24 protein-coding genes and 2 pseudogenes are annotated in these 26573 nt (G+C 62.3%); 13 read left to right on the top strand and 13 right to left on the bottom strand.

The features are described 5' to 3' along the window. Positions 1 to 38: 38 nt before the first annotated feature. Positions 39 to 1592, bottom strand: coding sequence for a 2-polyprenylphenol 6-hydroxylase (gene ubiB, locus IPK59_15645; GenBank protein ID MBK8160132.1), 1554 nt, complete (start codon positions 1590 to 1592; stop codon positions 39 to 41). Next, entirely contained in the window at positions 1593 to 2369 is a 777-nt protein-coding gene (ubiE, locus tag IPK59_15650; GenBank protein MBK8160133.1) for a bifunctional demethylmenaquinone methyltransferase/2-methoxy-6-polyprenyl-1,4-benzoquinol methylase UbiE, read from the bottom strand. 107 nt (positions 2370 to 2476) lie between these two features. On the opposite strand from ubiE, the gene mutM reads away from it, so the two are divergent. The 3 genes and pseudogenes from mutM to IPK59_15665 all read left to right on the top strand — a co-directional run bounded on the left by mutM (position 2477) and on the right by IPK59_15665 (position 5335). Then, positions 2477 to 3301 (top strand): bifunctional DNA-formamidopyrimidine glycosylase/DNA-(apurinic or apyrimidinic site) lyase, encoded by an 825-nt coding sequence (gene mutM / locus IPK59_15655; GenBank protein MBK8160134.1) that lies wholly within the window; start codon positions 2477 to 2479, stop codon positions 3299 to 3301. 170 nt (positions 3302 to 3471) lie between these two features. After that, positions 3472 to 4298, top strand: a pseudogene (locus IPK59_15660) (UDP-2,3-diacylglucosamine diphosphatase). After that, positions 4220 to 5335, top strand: a complete 1116-nt coding sequence (locus IPK59_15665) for a glycosyltransferase family 1 protein (protein MBK8160135.1) — start codon at positions 4220 to 4222, stop codon at positions 5333 to 5335. Before IPK59_15660 ends, IPK59_15665 begins: the two are co-directional and overlap by 79 nt. 5 nt (positions 5336 to 5340) lie before the next feature. Here the strand turns inward: IPK59_15665 and IPK59_15670 are convergent, their stop codons facing one another. Continuing rightward, positions 5341 to 6537 carry an acetate/propionate family kinase gene (locus IPK59_15670; GenBank protein MBK8160136.1) on the bottom strand — a complete coding sequence of 399 codons (1197 nt, stop codon included), beginning with the start codon at positions 6535 to 6537 and terminating at the stop codon, positions 5341 to 5343. A gap of 126 nt (positions 6538 to 6663) precedes the next feature. On the opposite strand from IPK59_15670, the gene IPK59_15675 reads away from it, so the two are divergent. Continuing rightward, positions 6664 to 7884: a CCA tRNA nucleotidyltransferase gene (locus tag IPK59_15675; GenBank protein MBK8160137.1), complete on the top strand. Its 1221-nt coding sequence runs from the start codon at positions 6664 to 6666 to the stop codon at positions 7882 to 7884. On the opposite strand, the gene hemF is transcribed toward IPK59_15675, so the two are convergent. Next, the gene (gene hemF / locus IPK59_15680) at positions 7881 to 8765 is read right to left on the bottom strand and encodes an oxygen-dependent coproporphyrinogen oxidase (GenBank protein MBK8160138.1); all 885 of its coding nucleotides are present in this window, start codon (positions 8763 to 8765) and stop codon (positions 7881 to 7883) included. The two genes, IPK59_15675 and hemF, sit on opposite strands and share 4 nt — an antisense overlap. Next, complete coding sequence (locus tag IPK59_15685) at positions 8762 to 9232, bottom strand: tRNA methyltransferase (protein MBK8160139.1); 471 nt, start codon at positions 9230 to 9232, stop codon at positions 8762 to 8764. The genes hemF and IPK59_15685 overlap by 4 nt, the downstream gene beginning before the upstream one ends. Before the next feature lie 313 nt (positions 9233 to 9545). On the opposite strand from IPK59_15685, the gene petA reads away from it, so the two are divergent. The 5 genes from petA to IPK59_15710 all read left to right on the top strand — a co-directional run bounded on the left by petA (position 9546) and on the right by IPK59_15710 (position 14055). Beyond that, positions 9546 to 10088: a ubiquinol-cytochrome c reductase iron-sulfur subunit gene (gene petA / locus IPK59_15690; GenBank protein MBK8160140.1), complete on the top strand. Its 543-nt coding sequence runs from the start codon at positions 9546 to 9548 to the stop codon at positions 10086 to 10088. 13 nt (positions 10089 to 10101) lie between these two features. Beyond that, entirely contained in the window at positions 10102 to 11418 is a 1317-nt protein-coding gene (locus IPK59_15695; GenBank protein MBK8160141.1) for a cytochrome b/b6, read from the top strand. After that, positions 11418 to 12212 carry a cytochrome c1 gene (locus IPK59_15700; protein MBK8160142.1) on the top strand — a complete coding sequence of 265 codons (795 nt, stop codon included), beginning with the start codon at positions 11418 to 11420 and terminating at the stop codon, positions 12210 to 12212. Before IPK59_15695 ends, IPK59_15700 begins: the two co-directional genes overlap by 1 nt. Positions 12213 to 12404: 192 nt before the next feature. Then, positions 12405 to 13292 (top strand): VOC family protein, encoded by an 888-nt coding sequence (locus IPK59_15705; protein MBK8160143.1) that lies wholly within the window; start codon positions 12405 to 12407, stop codon positions 13290 to 13292. 10 nt (positions 13293 to 13302) lie between these two features. Further along, positions 13303 to 14055: a class I SAM-dependent methyltransferase gene (locus IPK59_15710; GenBank protein MBK8160144.1), complete on the top strand. Its 753-nt coding sequence runs from the start codon at positions 13303 to 13305 to the stop codon at positions 14053 to 14055. Between the two features lie 9 nt (positions 14056 to 14064). Here the strand turns inward: IPK59_15710 and IPK59_15715 are convergent, their stop codons facing one another. The 6 genes and pseudogenes from IPK59_15715 to IPK59_15740 form a co-directional block, all read right to left on the bottom strand. Next, positions 14065 to 15384 carry a DUF3422 domain-containing protein gene (locus tag IPK59_15715; GenBank protein ID MBK8160145.1) on the bottom strand — a complete coding sequence of 440 codons (1320 nt, stop codon included), beginning with the start codon at positions 15382 to 15384 and terminating at the stop codon, positions 14065 to 14067. Between the two features lie 87 nt (positions 15385 to 15471). Then, on the bottom strand, positions 15472 to 16902 hold the full coding sequence (locus tag IPK59_15720) for an MFS transporter (GenBank protein ID MBK8160146.1): 1431 nt from the start codon (positions 16900 to 16902) through the stop codon (positions 15472 to 15474). Between the two features lie 143 nt (positions 16903 to 17045). Further along, positions 17046 to 18149, bottom strand: coding sequence for a redox-regulated ATPase YchF (gene ychF, locus IPK59_15725; protein ID MBK8160147.1), 1104 nt, complete (start codon positions 18147 to 18149; stop codon positions 17046 to 17048). Positions 18150 to 18325: 176 nt separating this feature from the next. Next, positions 18326 to 18961, bottom strand: coding sequence for an aminoacyl-tRNA hydrolase (locus tag IPK59_15730; protein ID MBK8160148.1), 636 nt, complete (start codon positions 18959 to 18961; stop codon positions 18326 to 18328). A gap of 35 nt (positions 18962 to 18996) precedes the next feature. Then, entirely contained in the window at positions 18997 to 19728 is a 732-nt protein-coding gene (locus IPK59_15735) for a 50S ribosomal protein L25/general stress protein Ctc (protein MBK8160149.1), read from the bottom strand. 97 nt (positions 19729 to 19825) lie between these two features. After that, positions 19826 to 20760, bottom strand: a pseudogene (locus tag IPK59_15740) (ribose-phosphate pyrophosphokinase). A gap of 713 nt (positions 20761 to 21473) precedes the next feature. Here IPK59_15740 and IPK59_15745 point away from each other — a divergent pair. After that, positions 21474 to 22973, top strand: coding sequence for a hypothetical protein (locus IPK59_15745; protein ID MBK8160150.1), 1500 nt, complete (start codon positions 21474 to 21476; stop codon positions 22971 to 22973). 49 nt (positions 22974 to 23022) lie between these two features. Here IPK59_15745 and IPK59_15750 read toward each other — a convergent pair whose 3' ends face one another. Both IPK59_15750 and IPK59_15755 read right to left on the bottom strand, forming a co-directional pair. Beyond that, positions 23023 to 24174: an aminopeptidase P family protein gene (locus IPK59_15750; GenBank protein MBK8160151.1), complete on the bottom strand. Its 1152-nt coding sequence runs from the start codon at positions 24172 to 24174 to the stop codon at positions 23023 to 23025. Between the two features lie 85 nt (positions 24175 to 24259). Next, positions 24260 to 24478, bottom strand: a complete 219-nt coding sequence (locus tag IPK59_15755) for a DUF1127 domain-containing protein (protein MBK8160152.1) — start codon at positions 24476 to 24478, stop codon at positions 24260 to 24262. Between the two features lie 135 nt (positions 24479 to 24613). Between IPK59_15755 and IPK59_15760 the strand changes: the two genes are divergently transcribed. The 3 genes from IPK59_15760 (at position 24614) to IPK59_15770 (ending at position 26566) form a co-directional block, all read left to right on the top strand. Then, positions 24614 to 25309 (top strand): helix-turn-helix transcriptional regulator, encoded by a 696-nt coding sequence (locus IPK59_15760; protein ID MBK8160153.1) that lies wholly within the window; start codon positions 24614 to 24616, stop codon positions 25307 to 25309. 99 nt (positions 25310 to 25408) lie between these two features. Further along, complete coding sequence (locus tag IPK59_15765; protein MBK8160154.1) at positions 25409 to 25774, top strand: hypothetical protein; 366 nt, start codon at positions 25409 to 25411, stop codon at positions 25772 to 25774. Between the two features lie 15 nt (positions 25775 to 25789). After that, the gene (locus IPK59_15770; GenBank protein ID MBK8160155.1) at positions 25790 to 26566 is read left to right on the top strand and encodes an enoyl-CoA hydratase; all 777 of its coding nucleotides are present in this window, start codon (positions 25790 to 25792) and stop codon (positions 26564 to 26566) included. Positions 26567 to 26573: the final 7 nt, after the last annotated feature.

Raw genomic sequence — 26573 nt, forward strand, 5'->3', positions numbered from 1 at the left:
ATCGTCTACGGTCGCGAGGGCCGATTGGATGTGTGGCCCTAGCGGAACAACAAGGCAGCGACCAGCACGATGACCAGCAGCCACAGCCACCAATTGGATCCCTGGCGATTGATGACCCGCAACGCTTCCGGGTCCAGTTTCAGACCGCCATCGGCGAGATGGCTCACCAGCCGGTCGACGGTCTTCAGCACGCCCGGACCACGTTCGACCACGTCGAGGAAATCGGCGATACCCTGTTCGATGCGCGCCTTGGGCCCGCGATTTTCAATCATCCACTGCTCGATGAGCGGGCGCGCCAGGGTCCAGATGTTGAGCGTCGGGTTCAACTGGCGCGAGACACCTTCCGCCATCAGCATGTTCTTCTGCAGCAGCAGCAATTGCGGCTGCACTTCCATGTCGAAGGTCTCGGCGATGGCGAAAAGCTGGCCCAGCATGCGGGCAAAGCTGATCTCATGCAGCGGCCGGCCCTGAATGGGTTCGCCGATCGAGCGCAGGGCGAGGGCGAATTCGTCGATCGACTGCGTCTGCGGCAGGTAGCCCGCTTCGATATGCATCTTGGCCACACGCACATAATCGCGTTCCAGGAAGCCCAGCAGCATGTCGGCCAGATAGAAACGGGTCTTCTTCTCCAACCGCCCCATGATGCCGAAATCGACCACCTGGATGGCGCCGTCAAAGCCCACGGTCATGTTGCCGGGATGCTGGTCGCCATGGAAGTCACCGTCGCGGAAAGCCTGGTTGAAGAAGATATTGGCGGCCTTGGTCAGCACGTCGTCGACATCAAGCCCGGCCGCGCGCATGGCGGCGCCGTCATCCATGGGAATGCCGGTCATGCGTTCCTGCGTCATGACGCGCCTGGCGGTGCGCGCCCAATCAATCGCCGGCACGCGGTAGCTGGGGTCACCCTCGAAATTGTCGCGCAATTCCGAGGCGGAGGCTGCTTCCAGGCGCAGGTCCATTTCGATATGCACGGTCGCCGCGAACGTCTTCACCACCTCGACCGGTTTCAGACGACGCAGTTTCGGCTGGGTGCGTTCGATGATTTCCGCCACCCACAGCAGCAGGTCGATATCCGCCTGGAACGCTTCTTCAATGCCCGGCCGCAGCACCTTGACGGCGACGGGATGGCCATCGGGCGCATCAAGCGAGGGCGTCGTGACCGCAAAATGGACCTGGCTGATCGAGGCGGCGGAGACCGGCTCATCATCGAAGCTCGTAAAGCGGTCGGCCAGCGGCGCGCCCAGCTCAGCCTCGATCCGGCTCTTGGCGGCAAAGGAGCTGAAGGCCGGCAGCTGATCCTGCAGCTTGGCCAGGTCGGACGCCACCTGTTCGCCCAGGAGATCGGATCGGGTGGAGAGAACCTGACCCAGTTTGATGAAGGCCGGGCCGAGCTCGGCAAGGGCTGCGGCAAGGCGCTCGCCTGGGCGCTGGCCGGCTACCTCGCCGCCGAACAGGATGCGGGCGAAGAACAGCAAGACGGGGGCGAGGCCGGCATTCGACAATGCCGCCTCGAAGGGCGCCAGGGCACCGTGACGCGCAAAGACACGGGCGATGACGAACAGGCGATAGAGCGAGCGAAGAGTGCGGATCATCTAGACTCGCCAGCCGGAATGGAGGGCCGCGATGCCGCCCGTGAGGTTGCGATAGGTAACGTTGCGGAAACCGGCGGCACTCATCATGCCGGCCAGATTGTCCTGGGTCGGGAATTTGCGGATCGATTCCACCAGATACTGGTAGGAATCGCGGTCGCCCGCGACCTGCTGCCCCAACCATGGCAGGACCTTGAAGGAATAGACGTCATAAAGCTTGGCCAGCGCCGGCAATCCCACATGGCTGAACTCCAGGCACAGGAAACGACCGCCGGGCCGCAGGGTCCGATAGGCTTCCTCCAGCGCCCGCTGCTGACGACCTACATTCCGCAGGCCAAAGGCGATCGTGTAGCTGTCGAAGCGCATCTCCTCGAAGGGCAGGTCCTCGGCATTGCCGCTGACCCAGTCGAGCCCGCTGAGGATGCCCTTGTCGATGGCCCGGTCGCGGCCGACCTCCAGCATGGCGGGGGTGAGGTCGCACACGGTCACATGGGCACTGGGTTGCCGTTCCAGGATACGAAAGGCGATGTCGCCGGTGCCGCCGGCCACATCGAGGCTGTTCCAGCCCGGCCTTGGATTCAGCCAATCCAGCATGGCCGATTTCCACAGGCGGTGGATGCCCCCCGACATGAGGTCATTCATGAGGTCGTATTTGCCGGCGACCGACGAGAACACGCCCTGGACCAGGGCGGCCTTCTGCCCGGGCTCAATGCGGCGGAAGCCGAACCAGGTACTGTCCTGGCCGTCGGTATCTGGATCGTGTGCGTTTTCGACCGGCATGTTTCTTTCCCGTTTGGCCGGGACTTTAGCCGCTGCCGCTGCCGGATACCAGTCTTTGAGATCAATAACTTGACGAGGAGCAGTCGCCCCAGTACCGCTAGCAAATCATGCCTGAATTACCCGAAGTCGAGACGGTTTGTCGCGGCCTGGCGCTGAAGCTCCTGGGCCGGCGCTTTGCAGCCGTGGAACAGCGTCGGCCCAATCTGCGCTTTCCCTTCCCGCCGGATTTCGCAGCGCGCCTCACCGGCCGGCGGATCGACACCATCCGGCGGCGGGCCAAATACATCGTCATCGAGCTCGATGACGGGATGGTCCTGCTGGTCCATCTCGGCATGTCCGGCTCGATGGTGGTCAATGAAAAGCGGCCCCTGCTGCTCGACCGGCATGACCATGTCGTGTTCGACATCGACAACGGCACCTGCGTCCGCTTCAACGATGCGCGCCGGTTCGGCCTCATGGATCTCGTCAGCGCCGCGGAACTGGGCCATCACAAACTCATCCGCGGGCTGGGGCTGGAACCGCTTTCGCCGGAATTCGACGGACCCGCCCTCGCGGCCATGCTCAAGGGTCGCAAGACGTCAGTGAAGCTTGCCATCATGGACCAGCGCCTGGTGGTGGGTGTGGGCAATATCTATGCGTCCGAAGCCCTGTTCCGCGCCGGGATCAGTCCGAAGCGCCTGGCCGGCACCATCCAGGGTGAGCGTGCGGTGAAACTCGCGGCCGCCATCAAGACCGTGTTGAAGGAGGCGATCAAAGCCGGCGGCTCCTCCTTGCGGGACTATGTCCAGGCGAATGGCGAGCTCGGCTATTTCCAGCATCGCTGGAAAGTCTATGACCGCGACGGCGAACCGTGCCGCCACTGCGGCGGGTTGATCAAGAAGATCACCCAGGGTGCCAGGTCGACCTTCTATTGCCCGAAAGACCAGCGCTAGCGCCCGGCCCTCGGCCCGTCGCCCCATGACATATCCGCGTCGTTCCGATGACGACCCCATGAAAACATTTGCAAATTCGCCTTGGCGCAGGCGGCGTCATCATCCTGCAACGGATATGTCGTTAAGAGCGGGGCCAGTTAGAAGCAGCCCTGCGAGTCGAAACGACTGACATGAACGCGATGTCCCAGATAGCGAATGACACAGTGCGTTACCGGGCGATCTTCATCTCCGACGTGCATCTCGGCACGCGCGGCTGCAAGGCCAGTACCTCCTGGACTTCCTCAAGCATAACGAGGCCGACTACGTCTACCTGGTCGGCGACATCATCGATTGCTGGCGGCTGTCCAAGGGTTGGTTCTGGCCGCAAAGCCATAATGATGTGGTGCAGAAGCTGCTACGCAAGGCCCGCAAGGGCACACAGGTGATTTATGTGCCGGGCAATCATGACGAGCCCTTGCGCGACTATGACGATCACGCCTTTGGCGATGTGCAGGTGATGAACGAGGCGGTGCATGTTACCGCCGACGGCAAGCGCCTTCTCATCATTCATGGCGATGCTTTCGACGGCATCATGCGCTATGCGCCGTGGCTGGCGCGGCTCGGCGACTCCGCCTACACCTTGGCGCTGGCGCTCAATCAATGGTTCAATCGCGCCCGCCATGTCATGGGCTATCCCTATTGGTCGCTCTCCGCCTACCTGAAGTCGCGCGTCAAGGATGCGGTAAAATTCATCGGTGATTTCGAACACACGGTCGCGGCCGAGGCCAAGCGGCGTGGCTTCGACGGCGTGGTGTGCGGTCATATCCATCAGGCGGCACTGAAGGAAATCGATGGTATTACCTACGCCAATGACGGCGACTGGGTGGAGAGCTGCACGGCCCTGGTCGAGCATCGCGACGGCAGATTGGAGATTGTCGAATGGGCGGCCAACCGGCAGTTGTCGATGCTGACGCCGACCATCGTGCCGGCGGTGCCGGCCAAAATGGCCTTGAAGTGATATCCTCGCTCAACATCGTGATCGTCACCGATGCCTGGGCGCCACAGGTCAATGGCGTGGTGCGCACGATCGGCCGCACCATCGATGAGCTGCAGCAGGCGGGGCATCGCCCGACCATTATATCCCCGCAATCATTCCGCTCGGTGGCGTGCCCGACCTACCCCGAGATCCGCCTCGCTTTGTTTCCTTATCGCCGCATGGCGGCAAGGCTCGACGCCTTGGCGCCCAATGCCATTCACATCGCGACCGAAGGACCGCTCGGCCTGGCGGCGCGGCGCTATTGTCTGCGCCGTGGAATGCCGTTCACAACGGCTTATCACACGCGCTTTCCCGAATATGTCGCGGCTCGCTTCGGCTTGCCCTTGCGGCTGACCTATGCCTGGCTTCGTCGATTTCATGGGGCTGCGCAGGCGACTATGGTGGCGACCCCGTCGATCGAGGCCGACCTGCGCAGCCGAGGCTTCCAGCGCATCAAGCGTTGGTCGCGCGGTGTCGATACAAGATTGTTCCGGCCGCGTCCGCTCGCCAATGAAGCGCCGCCGCTTGTTGACCTGCCGCGGCCGATCCATCTCTATGTTGGGCGACTCGCGATCGAGAAGAATGTCGAGGCCTTCCTGACACTCGATCTGCCCGGCAGCCAGGTCGTGATCGGCGACGGTCCGCAACATGCCGAACTCAAGAATCGCTTCCCGAAGGCAGTCTTCCTTAGCCAGAAGGTGGGCGAGGATCTGGCTCAGCTCTATGCTGCGGCCGATGTCTTCGTCTTCCCCAGCCTCACGGATACGTTCGGCTTGGTGATCCTGGAAGCGCTGGCCAGCGGTGTCCCGGTCGCGGCCTTTCCGGTCGCCGGGCCAAGGGACATCCTGCGCGAAGGTATCTCGGGCGCTCTCGACCTGGATTTGGGCCGGGCCATCAAGCGCGCACTCAGCATTCCGCGCGCGCATTGCCGGGCCGAGGCCGAGCGCTTCTCCTGGCGGGCTGCGACGGGGCAGTTTCTGGCCAATCTCGTCCTGGTGCCGGCGCGGCTCTTTGGTTGATCGAACTAAGCCGACGCCAGAACGCGCTGGGTGTGGCGCGCGATCATCAACTCTTCATCGGTCGGAACAATCAGCACGCGCGGTCCTTCGCGGCGGGCGCTGATGTCGGATTGCCGCGCCTTGTTGGCCGCGGCATCGATGGCAAGGCCCAACCAGGCTGAGCCATCGACGATACGCCGGCGGATATCGGCACCATTCTCGCCGATGCCGGCAGTGAACACCAAGGCATCCCATCCACCGAGAACGGCGGACAATGCGCCGATCTCCTTGATGATGCGATAGACGAAGTGATCCAAGGCAAGGCGAGCCATGGGATCGCTGCTGGCTTCGAGCACTCGGACATCATTGCTGATCCCGGACAGGCCCTTCAGCCCGCATTGGTGATAGAGAAAATGCTCGACATCGGCCGCGCTCATGCCTTTCTCGCGCAAGAGGTAGAGCACGACGCCAGGATCGATCGCACCCGGGCGGGTTCCCATCGGAATGCCATCGAGAGCGGTAAAGCCCATGGTGCTGTCGATACTACGACCGTCCCTCAGTGCACAAAGCGAACAGCCATTGCCGAGATGCGCCACGATGATGCGCCCTTGCGCAACCGCCGGCACCAGATCCGGCAGGAGCTGCGCGATATACTCGTAGGATAGTCCGTGAAATCCGTAGCGGCGGACCCCTTCGCGATAGAGCGCGTCCGGAATGGCGAACCGATCGGCAAGATCGCTATGGCCACGATGGAAGGCGGTATCGAAACAGGCGATCTGCGCCAGGTCCGGCCGCCGCCGCTGCCAGGCAAGAATTGGCGCCAGATTCTTGGGCTGATGAAGCGGCGCCAGCGATGTGAGGGCGGTGATGCGGGAGAGGACCTGATCGTCGATGCGGAGGGGGCCGGCGAAATCGGCCCCGCCATGAACCACACGGTGACCGCTGGCGGTGAGCGAGCCGCCGATTGCCGCAGCGCCGGATGGCCCTTCGCGCCAATCGCCGACGATCTCCTGTGCTGCTTCGACGCTGGCGATGGCCTCCGGCGTGAACATCTGCTCAACCAGCATCTCGCCAAGGCCGTTGCGGATGATCAGGCGTGGGTGGTTGCCAATTCCCTCCAGCAGCCCGGACACGCGGCGTTCCAATCCGCTGGCTTGCGCGGCAAAGGCCTGGAATTTGATGCTGGAGGAACCAGCATTGATGGCGAGGATGATCTGCTGCATGCGTTGGAGTCTAGGCCATGACGGCCCATCCCTGGCAAGGGCCAATATGCGAACGAACCCCGTGCCAGGGGATCGTCCTGACGCTGACACCTATCAGTGTGATCAGGTCTCCGCTAGGATGACGGCATGCGAATCACGACGACGCTCGACCCAAATCTATGGCCTCATGCTGCCGCGGCTCACAAGGTCCTGCAGGCCTTGGCCAAGGCCGGCGGTGAGGGGCGCTTTGTCGGCGGATGTGTGCGCGACGGGCTGCTTGGACGCCCGGTCCGGGACCTCGACATCGCCACCAACATGGCGCCGGAGGCGGTCATCGCCGCCTTGGCCGCCGCCGATCTCAAATCCGTGCCGACCGGCATCAAACACGGCACGATCACCGCCGTCGCCGACCATGTCTGGTTTGAAGTGACGACCTTGCGTCACGATATTGAAACAGACGGTCGCCATGCCGTCGTGGCCTTTACCGATGATTGGCAGCAGGACGCGGCCAGGCGCGATCTCACCATGAACGCGCTGTTCTGCGATGCTGATGGCCATCTCTACGACTATTTCGATGGACTTGCCGATCTGCAGGCCGGGCGAGTCCGCTTTGTCGGCGATCCGGCGCAACGCATGGACGAGGATTACCTGCGCATCCTGCGTTTCTTTCGATTCCACGCAGACTATGCGACCGGGCATTTTGATGAAGAGGCCATCGCCGCCGCGACGGCGCGGCGTGGGGAATTGAAGCGGCTTTCCGGTGAACGACTTCGGCAGGAAACACTGAAACTCCTCGCAGCGCGGCGCGGTGTCGAGGTCTGGGGCGAGATGCTGCTGCGGGATTTTGCCGAGGCCTATCTTCCCTGGGCGACGACGCAACACCGCCTGATCAAGGTGGCCGCCCTGGAGGCGGAACTGGGGATCACGCCCGATCCTGTGCGCCGGCTGGCGGCGCTTACCCTGACCGGCAGTGGCTTGGCGATCGCCGAAACCCTGAAACTCTCGAATGCCGAGCGCGACCGGTTGGTGTCGGCCAGCGATGCACGGCCCGCTTTCAACGTTTCCGATGCGCATCTGGTGCGACGCCAGATCTATGACCTTGGCAATGCCCGCGCCCTCGACCTCCTGTTGCTGGATTGGGGTGCCACGGAACCCGACAGCGATTGGCGACGGGCATTCGATATCATCCAGAGCTGGCCGCGGCCGAATTTTCCTCTGGCGGGCCGCGATCTGCTGGCCCTGGGATTCGCCGCCGGACCTGATCTCGGCACCAGGCTCGCCGAAATAGAAGCATGGTGGATTGCCGGCGACTTTGCCGCCGATCACGCGGCCTGTCTGGCGCGGGCGCGGATTTCGCTGGCGACCTAGGGCCAGATCACCTCTGGTGGCAATGACATCAGGATGGCCTCGGTATTGCCGCCGGTCTTCAGGCCGAAGGTGGTGCCGCGGTCATAGAGCAGATTGAACTCGACATAGCGGCCGCGGCGAATGAGCTGCCGATGCCGCTCTTCCGGATTCCAGGGCCGGCCCATGTTCCGCCGAACGATCTCCGGATAGACATCGCGGAATGCGCGGCCGACCGATTGTGTGAAGGAAAAGTCCCGAGCCCAGTCGCCGGTATTGTGCTGATCATAGAAAATGCCACCCAGGCCGCGGGGCTCATTGCGATGCGGCAGGTAAAAATACTCGTCACACCATTTCTTGAAGCGCGGGTAATAGCCCGGGTCCTGCGAGTCGCAGACCAGCTGGAGCGCTCGATGAAAAATTGCGCCGTCCTCGCCATGTTCTTCCGGAAACATGGGCGTGAGGTCGGCACCGCCGCCAAACCAGGCCTTGGATGTCACGATCAGGCGGGTGTTCATATGCACCGCCGGCACATGGGGCGAGCGCATATGGGCAACCAGGCTGATGCCGCTCGCCCAGAAGGTGCCGTCTTCCGACGTGCCGGGAATCTGCTGGCGGAACTCAGGCGAAAAAGCACCGAACACGGTTGAGATATTGACGCCGACCTTCTCAAAAAGGCGGCCCTTCATGACCGACATGGTGCCGCCCCCACCACCCTCGCGTTCCCAATTCTTGCGGGCGAACCGGCCGGGCTCTGACCCTTCGGGCAAATTCGGATGCGTGGAGAACGCGTCCTCGAGATCTTCGAAACTGCGGCATATATCGTCGCGGAGGGTCTGGAACCAGGCCCGCGCCTGTTCCTGATAGTCGGCGGGGTAGGGCGCTCGGTCGCTATAGGGAATCATGTAAGGTCCGAAAATCCGGTTTGGCGGAGGGCTTCCGCGGTCACGATGGCGGCGGCGATGGCGACATTGAGCGATCTCATGCCGGGGCGCAACGGGATGACCAGCCGGTGATCCGCCGCGGCATGCACCGACTCCGGCACACCGCTCGATTCGCGCCCGACCATGACACTGTCGTCGGGGCGGTAGGCAAAGGTTTGATAAGGCGTCGCCGCCTTGGTGGAGAGCAGCAGCAATCGCCCGGCCAGTGCCGTATTTTCGCCGCGCCAGGCCTGATAGGCCGCCCAGGACGCGTGCTGTCTGACGTCGACATCTGCCAGGTAATCCATGCCCGCACGCTTCATGCGGCGGTCGTCGAAGATGAAACCGCAGGGGAAAATCACGTCGACAGCGAGATTCCAGCAGGCAGCCAGGCGCAAAAGCGTCCCGGTATTCTGCGGAATGTCCGGCTCGAACAAGACCAAACGCATGATTCAGTTATACTTTCGGTAACCATTCCTGGTCGGCGCGTCCGCGCCGAACCTTGCAAATCAACCGGAAATGTTTATACCCTTGGCTCGGTTAAGGGGGAATGCCGAGGCCCGAGGGGTCGCGGCCGGGATGGGGACGGGATGTTGTCCTTATGCGGCGTTCTGTCGCGTCTCAGGCCTGCGGTCGGTTTCGGGCGTCATGGTATAAACCCTAGATAATTTTGGGTATTCGAGGCTTGTCTGCGTTCCCAGAGCCACTTTTCCAGGTGGTGATAGGCGCGGGCAAGTTTCTCTTGCCGGAGGGACAAGACATATGGCGGATCACGCGCAATCGCCGGGCGACCATGGCACGCGGCGCGACTTTCTCTTTTTGACGGCAGCATCGGTGACCGCGTTCGGCGCGGCCTCCGCGGTGTGGCCGTTTGTCAGCAGCATGAATCCGTCGAAGGATGTCCTGGCGCTGTCATCGATCGAGGTCGATATGGCGCCGGTCGCCGAAGGCCAGGCAATCACGGTCAAATGGCGCGGCAAGCCCGTCTTCATCCGCCATCGCACGGCGGCCGAGATCGCGCAGGCGGTCCAGGATGACGGTGCCGACATGAAGGATCCGCAGAAGGACGAGGTCCGCGCGCAAAAGCCGGAATATCTGGTCCTGGTCGGTGTCTGCACCCATCTCGGCTGCGTGCCGCTGGGGCAGAAGGATGCCGAGCCCAAGGGCGAATTCGGTGGTTGGTATTGCCCCTGCCACGGGTCGCAATACGACACATCCGGCCGTATCCGCAAAGGTCCCGCGCCGATCAATCTGGAGGTTCCGGCCTACCAGTATCTGAGCGATACCGTCGTCAAGATCGGCTGAGGGAGCGCGAAAGATGAGTGCCAATTTCAAGAATCCGGTCGTCCGTTGGATCGACCATCGCCTGCCGATCTTCACCTTCCTGCATCACGAGGCCAACGAATATCCGACTCCGAAGAACCTCAGCTACTGGTGGAACTTCGGCAGTCTCGCCGGCTTCATGCTGATGGTCATGATGGCCTCGGGCATTTTCCTCGCCATGCAGTACACGCCGCATGTCGACCATGCCTTCAATTCGGTCGAGCGCATCATGCGCGACGTGAATTACGGCTGGCTGCTGCGCTACATCCACATGAACGGCGCGTCGATGTTCTTCATCGTCGTCTACATCCACATGTTCCGCGGCCTCTATTTCGGATCCTACAAGGCACCGCGCGAACTGCTGTGGCAGATCGGCGTTGTCATCCTGCTCCTGATGATGGCCACTGCCTTCATGGGCTATGTGCTGCCCTGGGGTCAGATGAGCTTCTGGGGCGCCACCGTCATCACCAACCTGTTCTCGGCCCTGCCGGTGGTTGGCGAATCCATCGTGACGCTGCTCTGGGGTGGTTTCTCGGTCGACAACCCGACCCTCAACCGCTTCTTCTCGCTCCACTACCTGCTGCCCTTCGTGCTGCTGGGCGTGGTCGTGCTCCACGTCGTCGCCTTGCACCGCTTCGGGTCCAACAACCCGATCGGCATCGACACCAAGGGCCCGCAGGACAGCATCCCCTTCCACCCCTATTATACGGTGAAGGATCTGTTCGGCCTCGGCGTGTTCATGATCTTCTTCGCCTACTGGGTCTTCTATGCCCCGGTGACCTTGGGCGATCCGGACAATTTCATCCCGGCCAATCCGCTCTCGACCCCGCAGCACATCGTGCCTGAATGGTACTTCCTGCCATACTACGCGATCCTGCGTTCGATCCCGGACAAGCTGATGGGCGTCATTGCCATGTTCGCCTCGATCCTGGTGCTGTTCGTGCTGCCCTGGCTCGACCGCTCGCCGGTCCGCTCGGGTCGCTATCGCCCGGCCTTCAAATGGTTCTTCTGGATGCTGGTGTTCGATTGCGCGATCCTGACCATCTGCGGCAAGAACGCCCCGGATTGGATCTGGTCGCCGCTCTCGTTCAGCATCGGTCCCGATGTCGGCCAGGCTGGCGTCAGCATCATCACCATGGGTCAGTTGGCCACGACCTATTACTTTGGCTACTTCCTGGTGATCCTGCCGCTGCTCTCGATCTTCGAGCGCGCCTTGCCGGTTCCCCTCTCGATCTCACGCCCGGTCCTTGGTGCCGGTGGCAGCCACGCCGCCATTGCCTCAGGCCAAGCCAAGCCGATGGAGAAGCTCTGATGAGCGCGAAGTCTCTGCTCCTCAAGGGCATCACCGCATTGGTCGGTGTCACTGCCGTGCTGTTCGTGGCGGCAACGCCCTTCCACGAAGTGCATGTCGAGAAGGAATCCTGGTCCTTCCAGGGCTTCTTCGGCAAATTCGACCGACCGCAGATCAAGCGCGGCTTCCAGGTCTACAAGGAAGTCTGCTCGGCCTGCCATTCCCTGAACCTCGTTTCCTACCGTAACCTGCAGGATGTCGGCTTCTCGGAGGCCGAGGTGAAGGAAATCGCCGCCTCGGTCACCGTCATGGACGGCCCGAACGACGATGGCGAGATGTTCGAGCGTCCGGGCAAGCCGTCCGACGCGTTCAAGGCACCTTTCGCCAATGAACAGGCGGCACGCGCGAGCAACAACGGCGCCTTGCCGCCGGATCTGTCGCTGCTTGCCCGCAGCCGTGCCGGCAAGGGTTTCGGCGCCTATGAAGGGGCCGATTACATCCACGGCGTACTGGTGGGCTACAAGGAGCCGCCGGCGGACTTCAAGCTGAACGACGGCATGAACTACAATGTGGGCTTTGCCGGGCATCAGATTGCGATGCCGGCGCCGCTTGCCGAAGACGGCGTCACCTATGAGGACGGCACCAAGGCCACGATCGAGCAGATGTCGCGCGACGTCTCGGTGTTCCTGACCTGGGCCGGCGAGCCGAACTATGAAAGCCGCCTGCATACGGGTCTGAAGGCGATGCTGTTCCTGATCGTGTTCACGCTCATCGCTTATGCCGCCAAGCGGAAGATCTGGGCCAGAATTCACTAAGCCCGGATATCCGCAGCGCCGCCAAGGCCGTGCAAGTTGAAAGGTATCGCCGTCCCGGGTAACCGGGGCGGCGTTTCTTTTGGTCCGGACCGATCGCAAGCGTGAATTGCGCCGCTGTCACGCAGGCAGGCGCAGGGTCGATCACGGCGTTTACCGATTCGCCGATCTAAGTTATCAACGGGAGCCACTCGGATGGGAGAGAAGATGCTGCCGGCCCTGGAAATGCAAAACCCAGTTCCAGCGATTGCCGGCATCGACCACGTGCTGGTCGGCGTCAGGGATCTGGCCGGGGCCGCCGCGCGTTGGGAAATGCTCGGCTTTCATCTGACGCCGCGCGGTCGCCATATCGGCTGGGGCACCGGCAACTACTGCATCATGTTCCCGGACAATTACATCGAGATTCTCGGCATCATCGATCCGGCGCAATTCACCAACAACCTCGATAAATTCCTGGCGACCCGGGAAGGACTTATGGGCCTCGCCTTCGCCTCCGAGGATGAAAATACCTGTCGCGATCAATTGCAGGCTGCCGGCATTGAGGCTGACTCTCCGAAGGTCCTGAAGCGGGAATTGGAGCTGCCGGAGGGCGTCGTATTTCCGGAATTCGGCCTGGTCATGCTGCCACCCGCGGCAACGCCCGGATTGTCCGCCTTCGTCTGCAGCCACAAGACCCCGGCGCTGATCCGGCGGCCCGGCTGGTTGCATCACGCCAACCGGGCAACCGGCATTGTCTCCTTGACGGTGGTGGTGGAAGATCCGGTCGAGGTTGCCTTCGGTTGGCTGCCTGTCTTCGGACCGGATCGCATCCAGACCACGAACCTGATGACGGTGCTGGACACTGGCTCAGGGCATATCCGCTTCACCACAAAGGCCGGCCTTGCGCAACTCTATCAGGCGCTTCTGCCCTTGCCCGACTATCCTGCGCCCTGGGTCGCGGCCATCAAGATCTCGGTTGCCGACAAGGCACGGTGTCGCGACCATCTGCGTTTTGCCAATGTCCTGGCGCTGAAAACCGGCAAGGGCTGCATTGTCCCCCCGGAAGAAGCCAATGGGGTCATCGTCGAATTTGTCCAGGAATAGGCCTGTCGCCATGGCCCAATCACGTCTCAACGATCCGCTCTACCATGACCCACGCCTTGCAGATTTCTACGATCTCGAGAATGGCTGGGCTGACGACACGCGCACCTGCTTTGCCTTGGCACAAGCGGCAACGTCCGTCCTCGATCTGGGCTGCGGCACCGGCCTGCTGGCGAGTGCCTGCGCCGTGCAAGGGGCAAAGGTTGTGGGCGTCGATCCCGCGCCGGCGATGCTCGACATTGCCCGGCAGCGCGACGGTGGCGACCGCGTAACCTGGGTCGAAGGTGATGCCCGCACCATACGCCTGGGACAACAGTTTGACCTGATCGTCATGACGGGACACGCTTTCCAGGTATTCCTGACCGATGAGGATCAGCGCGCGGCGTTGTCCACCATCGCCCGACATCTCGCGCCACAGGGCCGCTTTATCTTCGACAGCCGCAATCCCCTGCGCCAGGAGTGGCTGGAATGGTCCCCAACAGAGTCGCGCCGCATGGTGGCGCATCCGATCCATGGCGACGTCGAATCCTGGAATGATGTCGCTCATGAGCCGCTGACCGGCATCGTCACTTACGGCACCTATTATCGGCTGCCGGGCGGCGAGCTGCTGGCAGCCAAGTCGCAGATCAGGTTCGTGTTGCAGGAGCACCTGGCCGCGCTGGTCAAGGCTGCCGGTCTCACAGTTGAAAAATGGATGGGCGATTGGCAGGGCAGTGCCTTCGCGTCTGCCAGCAAGGAGATTATCCCATTGGGCCGACTTGCCTAAGGCGAGCCTCTAACGCTTCCCCCTGTCCCCCTTGATGGCATGTCGCAATCGGCGGACGCCGAGCCACACGGCACCAAGCACAATCGGCACGGCAACAGCGGAGAGCAACAGATGGGCGTGTCCCATGCTGTCCGGCAGCAGCCCTTCCGCCACCACCTTCAGCAGGCCGATGAGATAGTAGCTGATGGCGAAGACCGACAGGCCTTCGACCGCCTCCTGGATGCGTAGCTGCACCCGGCTGCGGCTTTCCATATCGCGCAGCAGGGCGCCATTCTGCGCCTGCAGATTGACATCGACCCTGGTGCGCAGCATGTCGCTGGCCCGGTCGATGCCGGTTTCCAGCTGATCGAGCCTGCGCGCGAAGGCCTCGCACGTGCGCATCGCGGGTGTGAAACGCCGGTTGAGAAAGCTCGACAGCCGCGAGAGGCCATCGACCCTTCCCTCGCGGATGTCGGCCAGGCGCCGTGCCACAAGTTCGGCATAGGCGCCGCCGGCACTCAGCCGATAGCGCGTCGTGGTGCTGAGGCTGGCCGATTCGGCCGCCAATCTGGTCAACTCATTGAGGAGCAGCCGGTCGGCGTCATCATTCGTCGGCTGTTCGCTGGTGCCCAGGCCAGCCGTCCGCTCGATCAATGTCTTGAGACGCCCCTCCAACCCAGCCAGAGCCCCCCCGGTGCGACGTGTCAGCGCCAATCCCAGCAGGGCCATCAGGCGGTAGGTCTCGATTTCCACCAGGCGCTGGACCATGCGGCCGGCGCGGCCGGCGGTGAGTCCCCGATTGAGCAACAGCAGGCGGCCAAAGCCATCCCCGTCCAGGCGGAAATCAGTCCAGATTTCGGCCGCGCCATCGCCGACACTCGAGGCCACCACGTCACCCGACGGGAACAACTTGCCGACCATGTCCAGGTCAGTGTCGTCGGTGTCGGCCGATCGAAACTCCAGTATGAGCGCTGCCACGCATTCGCCGGGACATTGCGCAGCGAGCTTCAGCGCGTCCTCGGGCAGGTCGGCCCACTGCGTAGCGCCGGGCTTCAAATCGGGGCGTGGCATGACCAGCGTATAGCTGGTGAATTCGGTATGCAGCTCCCACTTCAACTGGGTCTCGCCACGCGGCAGAATGCCGTATCGGCTGGCCGGATTCGGGGCCGGTGCGCCGTGATGCCTTGCCAGATCGGCAATGAAACGAAGATCCGGATTGCCGGCCGAATCACCCGCCGCCCGCAGACAGGCCAGATGAAGCACGACCGCCGGGCCATCGATGCGCAGCGGTGGTCGCGCATGCACTTCGTCATTGAGTTCCCGTCGCAGGGGATGTTCTGCGAACATCATCGATCTCCGCCAGTCTCGACAAATGAATCAATGTGCCGAGCATAACAGGTTCAGTGCCGGGCCGCGCTTGTCTTGCGGCGGCGCGATCTAGCGGGATCGGGTTTCCTTGATTTCCTGGACCGCGGCGGCCTGGCGCATGTTACCGCTGACATTGGCGCCGGCGTCTTTTCTGAGGCCGACAAAGAACAGGGCCGACACCAGCACGATGCCGCCGATGAGGAGATAGGCCGGCTGGAAATCCGACGCCTGCAAGGTCTCGCCCTGTCGCTGGGCGAGGGTGAGATGCAAGGCCAGCGCAGCCGTGCCTGCCCCGATGCTCAACGACAATTGCTGCATCATCGCCGAGAAGGTCGCGGCTCCGCTCATGGCGGTTTCCTGGATGTCGGCATAGGACAGGGCATTAAGGCCGGTGAATTGCAGCGAACGCAGGAATCCGCCGAAGAGCAGGGCTGCAAAGATGACTCCATGAGGCAGGCTCGGCGTGAACAGCGCATAGCCCATCATCACCAGACCACTGAGGATGGCATTGACGATCAGGACGCGGCGAAAGCCGAAGCTGCGCAGGACGAACTGGGTTGCCCCCTTCATCACGAGGGCCCCGGCGGCGCTGGCAAAGGTGAGCAGCCCGGAGGCGAACGCGCTGAGGCCGAAGCCAAGCTGCAGCATCAGCGGCAGCAGAACGGGCAGGGCGCCGATGCCGATGCGGAACACGCTGCCCCCCAGGATGGCGCGCCGGAATGTATTGATCCGCAGCAGGCGCAGATTGACCACCGGTTCGGCCATGTCGCGTGACCGGATCCAATAGGTCACCAGGCACAGGATGCCGCCACTGGCGATCACAGCAAGGATCCAATTTGGCAGCGGGAAACGGCCCATCGCCTCGAAGGCAAAGACGAGGCTGGCAAGACCCAGTGCCGTCAGGAGATACCCGATCCAGTCCAGCTTCGGCGCCACCGGTGCCTTGATCTGCGGAATGTAGATGAGGCTGAGGATGATGCCGACGATGCCCACCGGAATGTTGAGCAGGAAGATCCAGCGCCAGGAAGAATAGGTGACGATGAAGCCGCCGATCGGCGGTCCCAGGACGGGTCCCAGCAGTGCGGGAATGGTGAGATAGGTCATCGCCTTGATCAATTCGCCTTTCGGCACGGCGCGCAGGATCACCAGGCGCCCGACCGGCACCATCATGGCGCCACCGAATCCTTGAAGAATTCGGGCGGCGACCAATTCCAGCAGCGAGTTGGCAGCAGCGCAGGCGATTGAGCCCGCCATGAACACGGCGATGGCGAGGCTGAACACGCGTCGGGCGCCGAAGCGATCCGCCATCCAGCCGCTTACCGGAATGAAGATCGAAAGGCTGAGCAGGTAGGAGGTGATGGCGAGATTGACCTTGAGCGGCTCGGCGCCGATATCCCGCGCGATATCGGGCAGCGCGGTCGCAATGATCGTGGTGTCCAGATTCTCCATGAAGAGAGCGGCGGCCACGATCAGGGCCAAGGTGCGGTAGCTGGCTTGCATAGGAGACTTCGTGCAGCGGCAGTACCCCAGCATAGGGAATGCCGCCGCCGGCCACTACGCCCGATCCGGGAACGCAGCTATGCGCCGCCGGCTTGGTCGCGCAGGAACCTCAATTCCATGGCCTGAACGAGGGGTATTTCCCCTCAGACGTTGAACCTGAAGTTGAAGATATCGCCATCCTGGACGACATACTCCTTGCCTTCCTGGCGGAACTTTCCGGCTTCCTTGACACCCGCTTCACCGCCATAGGCGATGAAATCGTCACACGACATGGTCTCGGCGCGGATGAAGCCGCGCTCGAAATCGGTGTGGATGACGCCGGCTGCCTCCGGTGCCTTGGCACCGTGACGCACGGTCCAGGCGCGCGCTTCCTTGGGGCCGATGGTGAAGAAGGTGATGAGATCGAGGAGTTTGTAGCCGGCGCGGATGACGCGGGTCAGACCGGTTTCCTCGAGACCCAAGGTCACCAGGAACTCCTGCTTCTCTTTCTCGTCGGTCAGCTGCGCCACTTCGGCCTCGATGGCGGCGGAAATGACGACGGTGGCCGCACCCTGGGCCTTCGCCATCACGGCGACCTTCTCCGACCAGGCATTGCCGGTGGCGGCTGAGCCCTCATCCACATTGCAGACATAGAGCACGGGCTTGCCCGTCATCAGCTGCAACTGGCGGAACTGCACGCGCTGTTCCGGCGAGAGCGTCGGCAGCACGGTCCGCGCCGACTTGCCGGCGCGCAGCGCGTCGACCGCGGGGGTGAGGATGTCAGAGAGGGCCTTGGCTTCCTTGTCACCGCTCTTGGCTTTCTTATTGGCAGCATCCAGGCGCTTCTCGACGCTTTCCATATCGGCCAGCATCAACTCTGTCTCGACCGTCTCGGCATCGCGGATCGGATCGACCGATCCTTCGACATGGGTCACTTCGCCGTCGAAGCAGCGCAGCACATGGACGATGGCATCCACTTCGCGGATGTTGGCGAGGAACTTGTTGCCGAGGCCTTCGCCTTTGCTGGCGCCGCGCACCAGGCCGGCGATGTCGACGAATTCCAGCTGGGTCGGGATGAGCTTGGCGGATTTTGCAATGACCGCACATTTCTCCAGCCGATCATCGGGCACCGAGACACGGCCGACATTGGGCTCGATCGTGCAGAACGGGTAATTCGCCGCCTGCGCCGCCGCGGTGGCCGTGAGCGCATTGAACAAGGTCGATTTGCCGACATTTGGCAGGCCGACGATACCGCAATTGAAACCCATGATCTTAATACCTTCTGTCTTGTTCGCTCTGCCCCGGGGCACCTCGTGAACCCTCTCCCCTCGCGGGAGAGGGCAGGGTGAGGGGGCTCTTACAACCAGTCCGCTCTCTCCACCCCCTCACCCCGACCCTCTCCCGCGAGGGGAGAGGGGGAGGAGGCAGGTCGGCAAGAGCTTGGTTACTTCTTCTCTTCTTCGTCCGCCTTCGCCCGACGATCCGTCTTCAACGTCTCGTCTTTCGGCACCGGCGGATGCAAGGTCACGTTGACCTTGTTCATGAACTTGTTCTCATCCTGCGCAAACAGGATCGGCAGGTTGTCGGAACACACCTGGTTGATCTCTTCGACCAGCTTGCGTTCCTCTTTGCCGAAATCCATCAGCACGAAATTCTTCACCAGCGACTTCACGCCGGGATGGCCGACGCCTAAGCGGATGCGCCAGTAATCGGGCCCGATATGGGCGTCGATCGAGCGGATGCCGTTATGGCCGCCGGCCCCGCCGCCCCGCTTCACCTTCACCTTGCCGAGCGGCAGGTCGATTTCGTCATGTATGACGACGATATCGCCGGGCTCGATCTTGTAGAACTGCATGGCCGCCTGCACGGCGCGGCCGGATTCGTTCATGAAGGTCGTGGGGCACAGGCAGATCGCTTTTTCGGAACCGACGTTCCCTTCGGCAACGGCACCGTGGAACTTGGTCTTGATCGGCCCAAAAGAATAGCGGCGGACGATCGTGTCCACCGCCATGAAACCGATATTGTGCCGGTTGTCGGCGTAGCGGGGCCCGGGATTGCCCAATCCAACGATAAGGCGCATCGCGGGCCCCACTTAAACCGACAATGATCGGCGTCTTACTTCTTCTTCGGAGCCGGAGCAGCCGCCTTGGCCGGAGCTGCAGCCGCACCACCCTTGGCCGGCGCTGCCGCAGCAGCACCCTTGGCCGGGGCCGCAGCCGCCGCACCAGCAGCGGGCGCCGCAGCGCCAGCAGCAGGCGTCGCTTCCGCATCGGCCTTCATGCCAGACGGCGCGCCGATGGTGACCAGCGTGAAATCGCGTTCACGAATGGTCGGCGTTGCACCTTCCGGCAGCTTCACGGCACTGATGTGGATGCTGCCACCGATATCGAGACCGGTCAGATCGACTTCCACCGACTGCGGGATATTATCCGGCGAGCAGATGAATTCGATCTCGTGACGCACCAGGTTGAGCACACCACCGCGCTTGATGCCCGGAGCGGCCGCTTCGTTGCGGACCACGACCGGCACGTTCACGTGGATCTTGGTGTCCTTGTTCACGCGCTGGAAATCGACATGCAGCGTGCGGTCGGTGACGACGTCGAATTGGACGTCGCGCGGCAGGACGCGATGCTTCTTGCCGTCGAGTTCGACGTCGAGCAGAGTGGCGAAGAAAGCCTTTTTGTGGATCAGCTTGTCGATCGACTTGGGGTCGAGCGAAATCAGGGTAGCTTCCTTCTTGTCGCCATAGATAACGGCGGGCACACGACCGGCACGACGGGTTGCACGGGCGGCCCCCTTCCCGGCGCGGTCGCGAGCTTCCGCGCTTACAGATTCAACTGCGGACATTGCTGTCTCCTATTTCGCAGTTCCGACACCCGGACCATCCGGGCCTCGACCGATCGACCTCCAGGGGTGCCGATCGGATTACAGTCTCGTGTCCTCTTCAATCGAACAGGGACGAGACCGATTTCTCCTCACTGATCCGCGCCATGGCTTCGGCCAGCAGTGGTGCGATCGAGAGTTGGCGCACCGTCTGCGACACGCGCACGGCTTCGGTGGCCTGAATTGAATCGGTGATGACGAGGCTCTCCAGCGGCGAGGCCGAGACGCGGGCCACTGCGCCGCCCGAGAGCACGCCATGGGTGACGTAAGCAGCGACCGACAAGGCGCCGGCCTCTTTCAGCGCCACGGCGGCGTTGCAGAGCGTTCCGGCTGAATCGACGATGTCATCGACCAGGATGCAGCGCTTGCCATCGACTTCACCGATGATGTTCATGACTTCAGAGACGCCAGCGCGTTCACGGCGCTTGTCGACGATGGCGAGTTCCGCGTCCAACCGCTTGGCAAAGGCGCGGGCACGCACCACGCCGCCGACATCGGGGCTGACGATGCACAGATTGTTGCCCGTGCCGAAGCGCTCCTTGATGTCCTTGGTGAGGACGGGGCGGCAAAGAGATTGTCGGTCGGGATGTCGAAGAAGCCCTGGATCTGGCCGGCATGGAGATCGAGCGTCAGCACGCGGTCGACACCGGCGGTGGTGATGAGGTTGGCGACCAGTTTCGCTGAGATTGGGGTGCGCGGACCTGATTTCCGGTCCTGCCTGGCATAGCCGTAATAGGGGATGACGGCGGTGATGCGGCGCGCAGAGCTGCGCTTCAACGCATCGATCGTCACCAGCAGTTCCATCAGATTGTCATTGGTCGGAAACGACGTCGGCTGGATGATGAAGACATCCTCGCCGCGGATGTTCTCGTTGATCTCGACGAACACTTCCATGTCGGAGAAGCGCCGCACGCTGGCATTCACCAACGGCAGGTTGAGATAGGCCGAAATCGCTTCCGCCAGGGGCCGGTTGCTGTTGCCGGTAAGGATCTTCATCTTGTGCCGTCTCTGTCCCGCTAAAGGACGGCCCGCTCGCTCCTTGCGAAAACCGGCCGTTCTACCCATCTCCAGCTCTCGTCGGATGATTCCCCTCGACCGGCGGCATGGCTGGCCAAGACAAAAAATCCCCTCCCCTAAGCCGCTTTATCCTGGTTGCGGGGGGTCGAAAGGCGCGCGGAATGTATCAGCGGGTCGAAAACCAGTAAAGCGCGGCGTGTGCGCTGCGACGGAATTGTTATCTATTTGATAAATAATGATTAAATATGGATTCTGCAACCTCGCCGACCAGGCTGGTCGAGGATTCGGTCATGAGCTGCCTCACAGCACCACGATAATCATGAGCAGGGCCACCATCAGGCCGGCCGTGACAACCATGAAATAGGGCATCGATAACTCTCTCTGTGCCGGCGAAGATGGTTTCGACTTAACGCGGCCGCGGCTTCGGGGCAAGGGCGGCGGGCCGCCTCACAAGACCCAATTGTTGCCGCAGCATTGCCACAACTGGCGGGCATCATATCCCTTGTTGCCGCTCTCGGACCGGCTTAGCTTGTCTACTCCTAATACAAGATAATATTGGAGCAGAAATGAATTTTAGTCGCTTTTGCACGATTTGCGCGCTATTCATCGGAACGACGGTCATCTTGCCGATCCGGGCCACTGCCCAGCAAGAACCTGCCATTGATCCACGGCTGCAAAAGATGTCGCCTGAGATGATCAACCGCCTGGCCGGCGCGGAGACGGTCGAGGACTTTACGGCTGCTGTGAGCAAATCCTTCCGCGCGGTCGCCGGGCGTGATGGCACCCTCAGCAAAGAGGATGTCGCCGACCGGAATGCGGCCGAGGATGCAAGGCGGCGCAGCGAGATCATCGGCAAATTGCTGGACAACGATCTCAGCGGCGACGGTCTCCTCACCCGCGACGAGGTGGTGCGCGCTGTCGCCATGCGCCGAGGGGCACGCGAGGGCGATACGGCCGCTGTGCAGAAGGCCGAAGAAAAGGCCGTCCGCAGAATCATGCATGCGGATGGCGATGGCGACGGCACGATCTCCTTTGCCGAAATGCTGGTTGAGGCGGGAAATTCGGTCGACATGCGCATGGAAGGCCGCGAGACGGCACGGGCCGACGCCTTGATGGAATTTGATTCGAACACCGACGGCATTGTGACGCTGCAGGAAGTGCGTGCGGGCGCCCCCAAGATATTCGCAATGGTCGATCTTGACGGCGATGCTTTGCTGAGCGAGACGGAGCGCGCCGCCTTTCAACGCCAGGCGCAGCAGATCAGGGCGCGTCAATTTGAAGAAGCGGCGATGTCAGGCTGCGACTTTATCCGGCCGACACCGGAGCAGCAGATTGCCGTTTTGGCGGTTGGTCGCGGCCTGGATATCCCGCGCGTCAGTCTGGCGGGGCTTGCCGAAACAACCTGGTCCGCGGCGTTGACGATCGAAGCCGGTACCAAACCCTTATGGCTTCTGGTCAGTGCCGACGATCCCATGCTGTGGCGTCTTGAGGGCGCCACCGATAGGGTCGCCCGGTTGGTGGTTGTGCCTGGTCAACGCGATGATCTCCCGGCAGCCGGTGTCATCGGCCTTGCGCCGGAGAAAATTGAGTTCGTCAGTTCCAGCAAGTGCCAGTTGCAGGCAGTCCTCGGTGAAAATCGGCAGAGAATGCCGGAAACCCTGACGCGCCTTCTTGGCCGGGCACCTGACAGCGCGGTCTCAGTCGGCACGTTTCTCGCCGCGAGCTTGCCTACCGGCGAACTTGTCAAGAAACAACCACCGACGCTGGAGACGGCCAACAACATTCCGTTGGACAGCTGGCAGAAGGCGCAGGGCTTCGGCACCGCGCGGATCATCGAGGTCGATCCAACGCAGGTGACGGCAACCAGTGCCGTCGAGGCTTATGATGTCCTGCCGCAGGAGAGCGGCATCGTGCAGCTTGTGAAAGAGGGCCGCATCGTAGCCCGGCCTCTCAAATCCTTTGTCGCGCCGGATAACACGCCGCTGCAGATGGCCACTCAGTATCGGGGTTATCTGTTCGAGATCGTCAAGCCGATCCCGCACTTTCCGGCAGGCCTGACGGGCTCGCATGCAGTGACCTTCGTTCTCGCCAAGGGCGTGCCGATGCCTGCCGGCGATCCCGGCCTTTCCTGCATATTGGACGGCGCCACCGGTAAACCGCTTAATCGTTCGCCCATCTGCCGCCGCGATTGAGACAGCGCCTAGACAGTTAAAGAGCCGCAGGGCCCGGGTGAGGTGCCGCCTAGCGCGTGACGAGGTCCGTCGATCGTTGCGACAGCACGCGGCAACCGGTCTCGGTCACCACCACGGTCTGGCCCGATGTCATGGCAAGTCCGCTTTCCGAATCAAAGATGATGAGGTGGATGAAGAACACCTGATTGGGTGCCGCCGGCTCAGGGTTGCCGTGATAGAACATCGGCCAGTCCATCCAGTTGGGCGCATAGGTTGTGCCAAGGGAGTAACCGGTGGCGTTCATGCGGTGCTTCTCGTAGCCGGCGGCATCAAGGACGCGGGCATGGGCGTCAAACACCTCGCCAATCGGACGGCCCGGTTTCAACGCCGCCTTGCAGGCTTCAAGCGCATCCACTGCGACTTTATGCATCTCGATCTGACGTGGCGGCACCTTGCCCACGGGAATCGTACGCATCAGCGCCGAATGGTAGTGGCGGAACACCCCGGCAAATTCGAGCGTCAACTGGTCCTGGGGATCGAGGATGCGGCGGCCAGAGTGGTATCGGCACAGCAAGGCTTCTGGCCCGGAGCCGATGATGAATTCATTGGCCGGGTCGTCGCCGTCATTGCGGATGATGATGCTCTGCATGGCGGCCAGGATATCGGCTTCTGACACGCCGGGCGCCGTCAGGCGATGCGCCTCATCCAGTGCCAGATCCGCAAGATGTGCGGCCTGTTCCACATAGCGTAGTTCCGATGCCGATTTGACCAGGCGCTGCCGCGAAACCAGATCACTCGCATCGACCAGCGTCGCGAAGCCGTCAAAGGCTGCCTGGACCCGCATGCCATTGCGCGCCGTGAGCCCATAGGAATCCCATTCGACGCCGAACTTCTTGCCCGACAACCCCAACGCCTTCAACATGTCGCGCAACTCCGCCGCCGGATTCGCGTCCGGTCCGTCAACCCAGATCCGGATATCGGCGATGTCGGATGTTAGCTGCGCCTGCCGCAAGTCGGGTGCGCGGGTCAGCAAAAAGATCCGGCCATCGGCACCGAGATAGAGGCATTGGAAGAACACATAGCCGAACGTGTCGTAGCCGGTCAGGTAATACATGCTCTCTTGCCGGAACATCAGCAGGCCGTCGAGGCCGCGCTTTTCCATCGCAACAATGGAATTACGGCGGCGGTCGGCAAGCTCGTCGCGGGTGAAATGCAGCGGCATGATGGTCCCCTCCGGCAATGGTTGGTCTGCCAAGAGGTTTAGTTGGCTGTGCCGGCCGCGGCAAGTGGCCTCGCCGCAAGGCAGCCTAAATGCGCCAGAATGGCTTCAAGGCTTCCGCCACCGCATCCCGGCGCGTAAGGCCGATATCCTTGAGCTGGCTGTCGCTCAGGGATGCCAGGTCCCGGCGCTGCCGCGCGCGTTCGTGGCAGCCAATCACCCAAGCCGAAATTGCCACAAAGGTCGAAAGATCATTCTCTGTCCGCAGCGCGGACTGCTTGGAACCCGTGATGAATTTCATGAACATGCTGCGCCTCGCCATCTGTCTCTCACCCCCTGGCAAGGATGAGCGCCAAGCGCTGTGCTGTCTAAGCGGAACGCTTCGCTGGCGGACGAAGCATTCGCCCTTGTTGTGGGCTCAGCTGGTTTTTATGATGACCTCATGACACAGGGATCGAGTTTGGCGGAAGTGACCGCCCTCATCGGCGATCCGGCGCGGGCCAACATGCTCGCTGCCCTGATGGATGGTCGTGCCTTGACCGCGAGCGAACTCGCCTATGTGGCGGGAATCGGGGCCTCAACGGCCAGCGCGCATCTCGCCAAGCTCCAGGATGCCAACTTGCTCTCGGTGGTGAAACAGGGGCGACATCGCTATTTCCGTCTGGCGTCGCCCCTGGTCAGCCGAATGCTGGAAGGGATCATGACATTCGCAGCGATCGGGTCGCCGCCGCGCTACCGGCCGCGCACCACCAATGACATGGCCATGCGTCTCGCCCGCACCTGCTATGACCATCTTGCCGGTCGCCTCGGCGTGGCGCTGGCGGATGCATTGGTCGCCCGCGGTCATGTCGTGCTGGGCGACGATGCCGGCGAACTGACCGCGGCGGGCGTTCTTGCCCTCAACGGGCTTGGCATTGCCAAGGATACCCTGCAGCACAGCCCTAAACGCGTCTTTTGCCGGCCTTGTCTTGACTGGAGCGAACGGCGGCCACATCTGGCCGGGGCCATCGGGGCCGCCTTGGCCAGGCATTGCTTCGACAATCATTGGATCGAGCATATCCGTGACAGTCGCGCGGTCAGAATCACCGCCGCCGGCCGCACTGGTCTGCGCGCCGCCTTCGGCATCGAGCTTGCCTGAATTCGTCACTGAAATGTCGCCGGCGGATATCCCGGCATCGACCTTGTGAGTCGCCATTCATCCGGGCTAGAAAGAAGCCCCTTTTGTGGAGGCTGTTTCATGAGCCGATTGCTGGCCACCCTTCTGTTTGTTCTGCTCGCCTTTTCGGGCGTTTCCTCCCCCGCGCGGGCGACCGAATATTTGTCAGGTATCAGCGATCTGCCGTTGCCCGACGGTTTGGTCGAGGCCAAGGACAAATCGACGGTCTTCGATTCGGCCGTCGGCAAGGTCGTTACCGCCTATGCCAGCGGTCCAGGTACCGCCGATGCGGTTCATGACTTCTACGAGGCGACTCTGCCGCAACTCGGCTGGACCGAGACGGACGAAGGCAATTGGCGGCGGGAAAACGAGACCCTCAAAATCGATGTCCTGGGGCCTGCCGCCGGTCCGGTGACGGCGACCTTCACGCTTTCCTCTGACAACTGATTGGATCACGGGATCATGGCTTTTGCCACCATCGAACTTGAACGCAAGGGTCGTGTCGGGCTCATCCGCCTGAACCGGCCGCAGGCGCTCAATGCACTGTGCGACGAACTGGTACGTGAACTGGGCGCAGCCTTTGACGCGTTGGAAGCGGATACCGACATCGGCGCCATTGTGCTGACGGGCTCGGAGAAGGCGTTCGCGGCCGGCGCCGATATCAAGGAGATGAAGGATCGTGGTTTCGTCGACGTGCTGGTCAGCGACTTCGTCACCAAGGGCTGGGAGCGCGTCGCCGATTGCCGCAAGCCGGTGATCGCCGCGGTCGCCGGCTTCGCCTTGGGCGGCGGCTGCGAGATGGCGATGATGTGCGACTTCATCATCGCCGCCGAGAACGCCAAGTTCGGCCAGCCGGAAATTTCGCTGGGCGTCATTCCTGGCGCCGGCGGCACGCAACGCCTGACCCGCGCCATCGGCAAGGCAAAGGCGATGGATCTTGTCCTCACCGGCCGTATGATGGATGCTGCGGAAGCCGAGCGCAGCGGGCTCGTTTCGCGGGTTGTCCCGCTCGAAAAACTGCTTGAGGAAGCTCTGGCTGCCGCCGAGAAGATTGCCAATTTCTCCGCGCCGATCACGCTGATGGCCAAGGAAAGCGTCAACCGCGCCTTCGAGACCAGCCTGGCCGAAGGCATCAAATTCGAACGCCGCCTGTTCCATGCCGCCTTTGCGACCGAGGATCAGAAGGAAGGCATGAGCGCCTTTGCCGAAAAGCGGAAGCCCAGCTTCAAGCATCGCTGAGCGTGAG

The organism is Rhodospirillaceae bacterium, assembly GCA_016712715.1.
GTDB lineage: Bacteria > Pseudomonadota > Alphaproteobacteria > Dongiales > Dongiaceae > Dongia.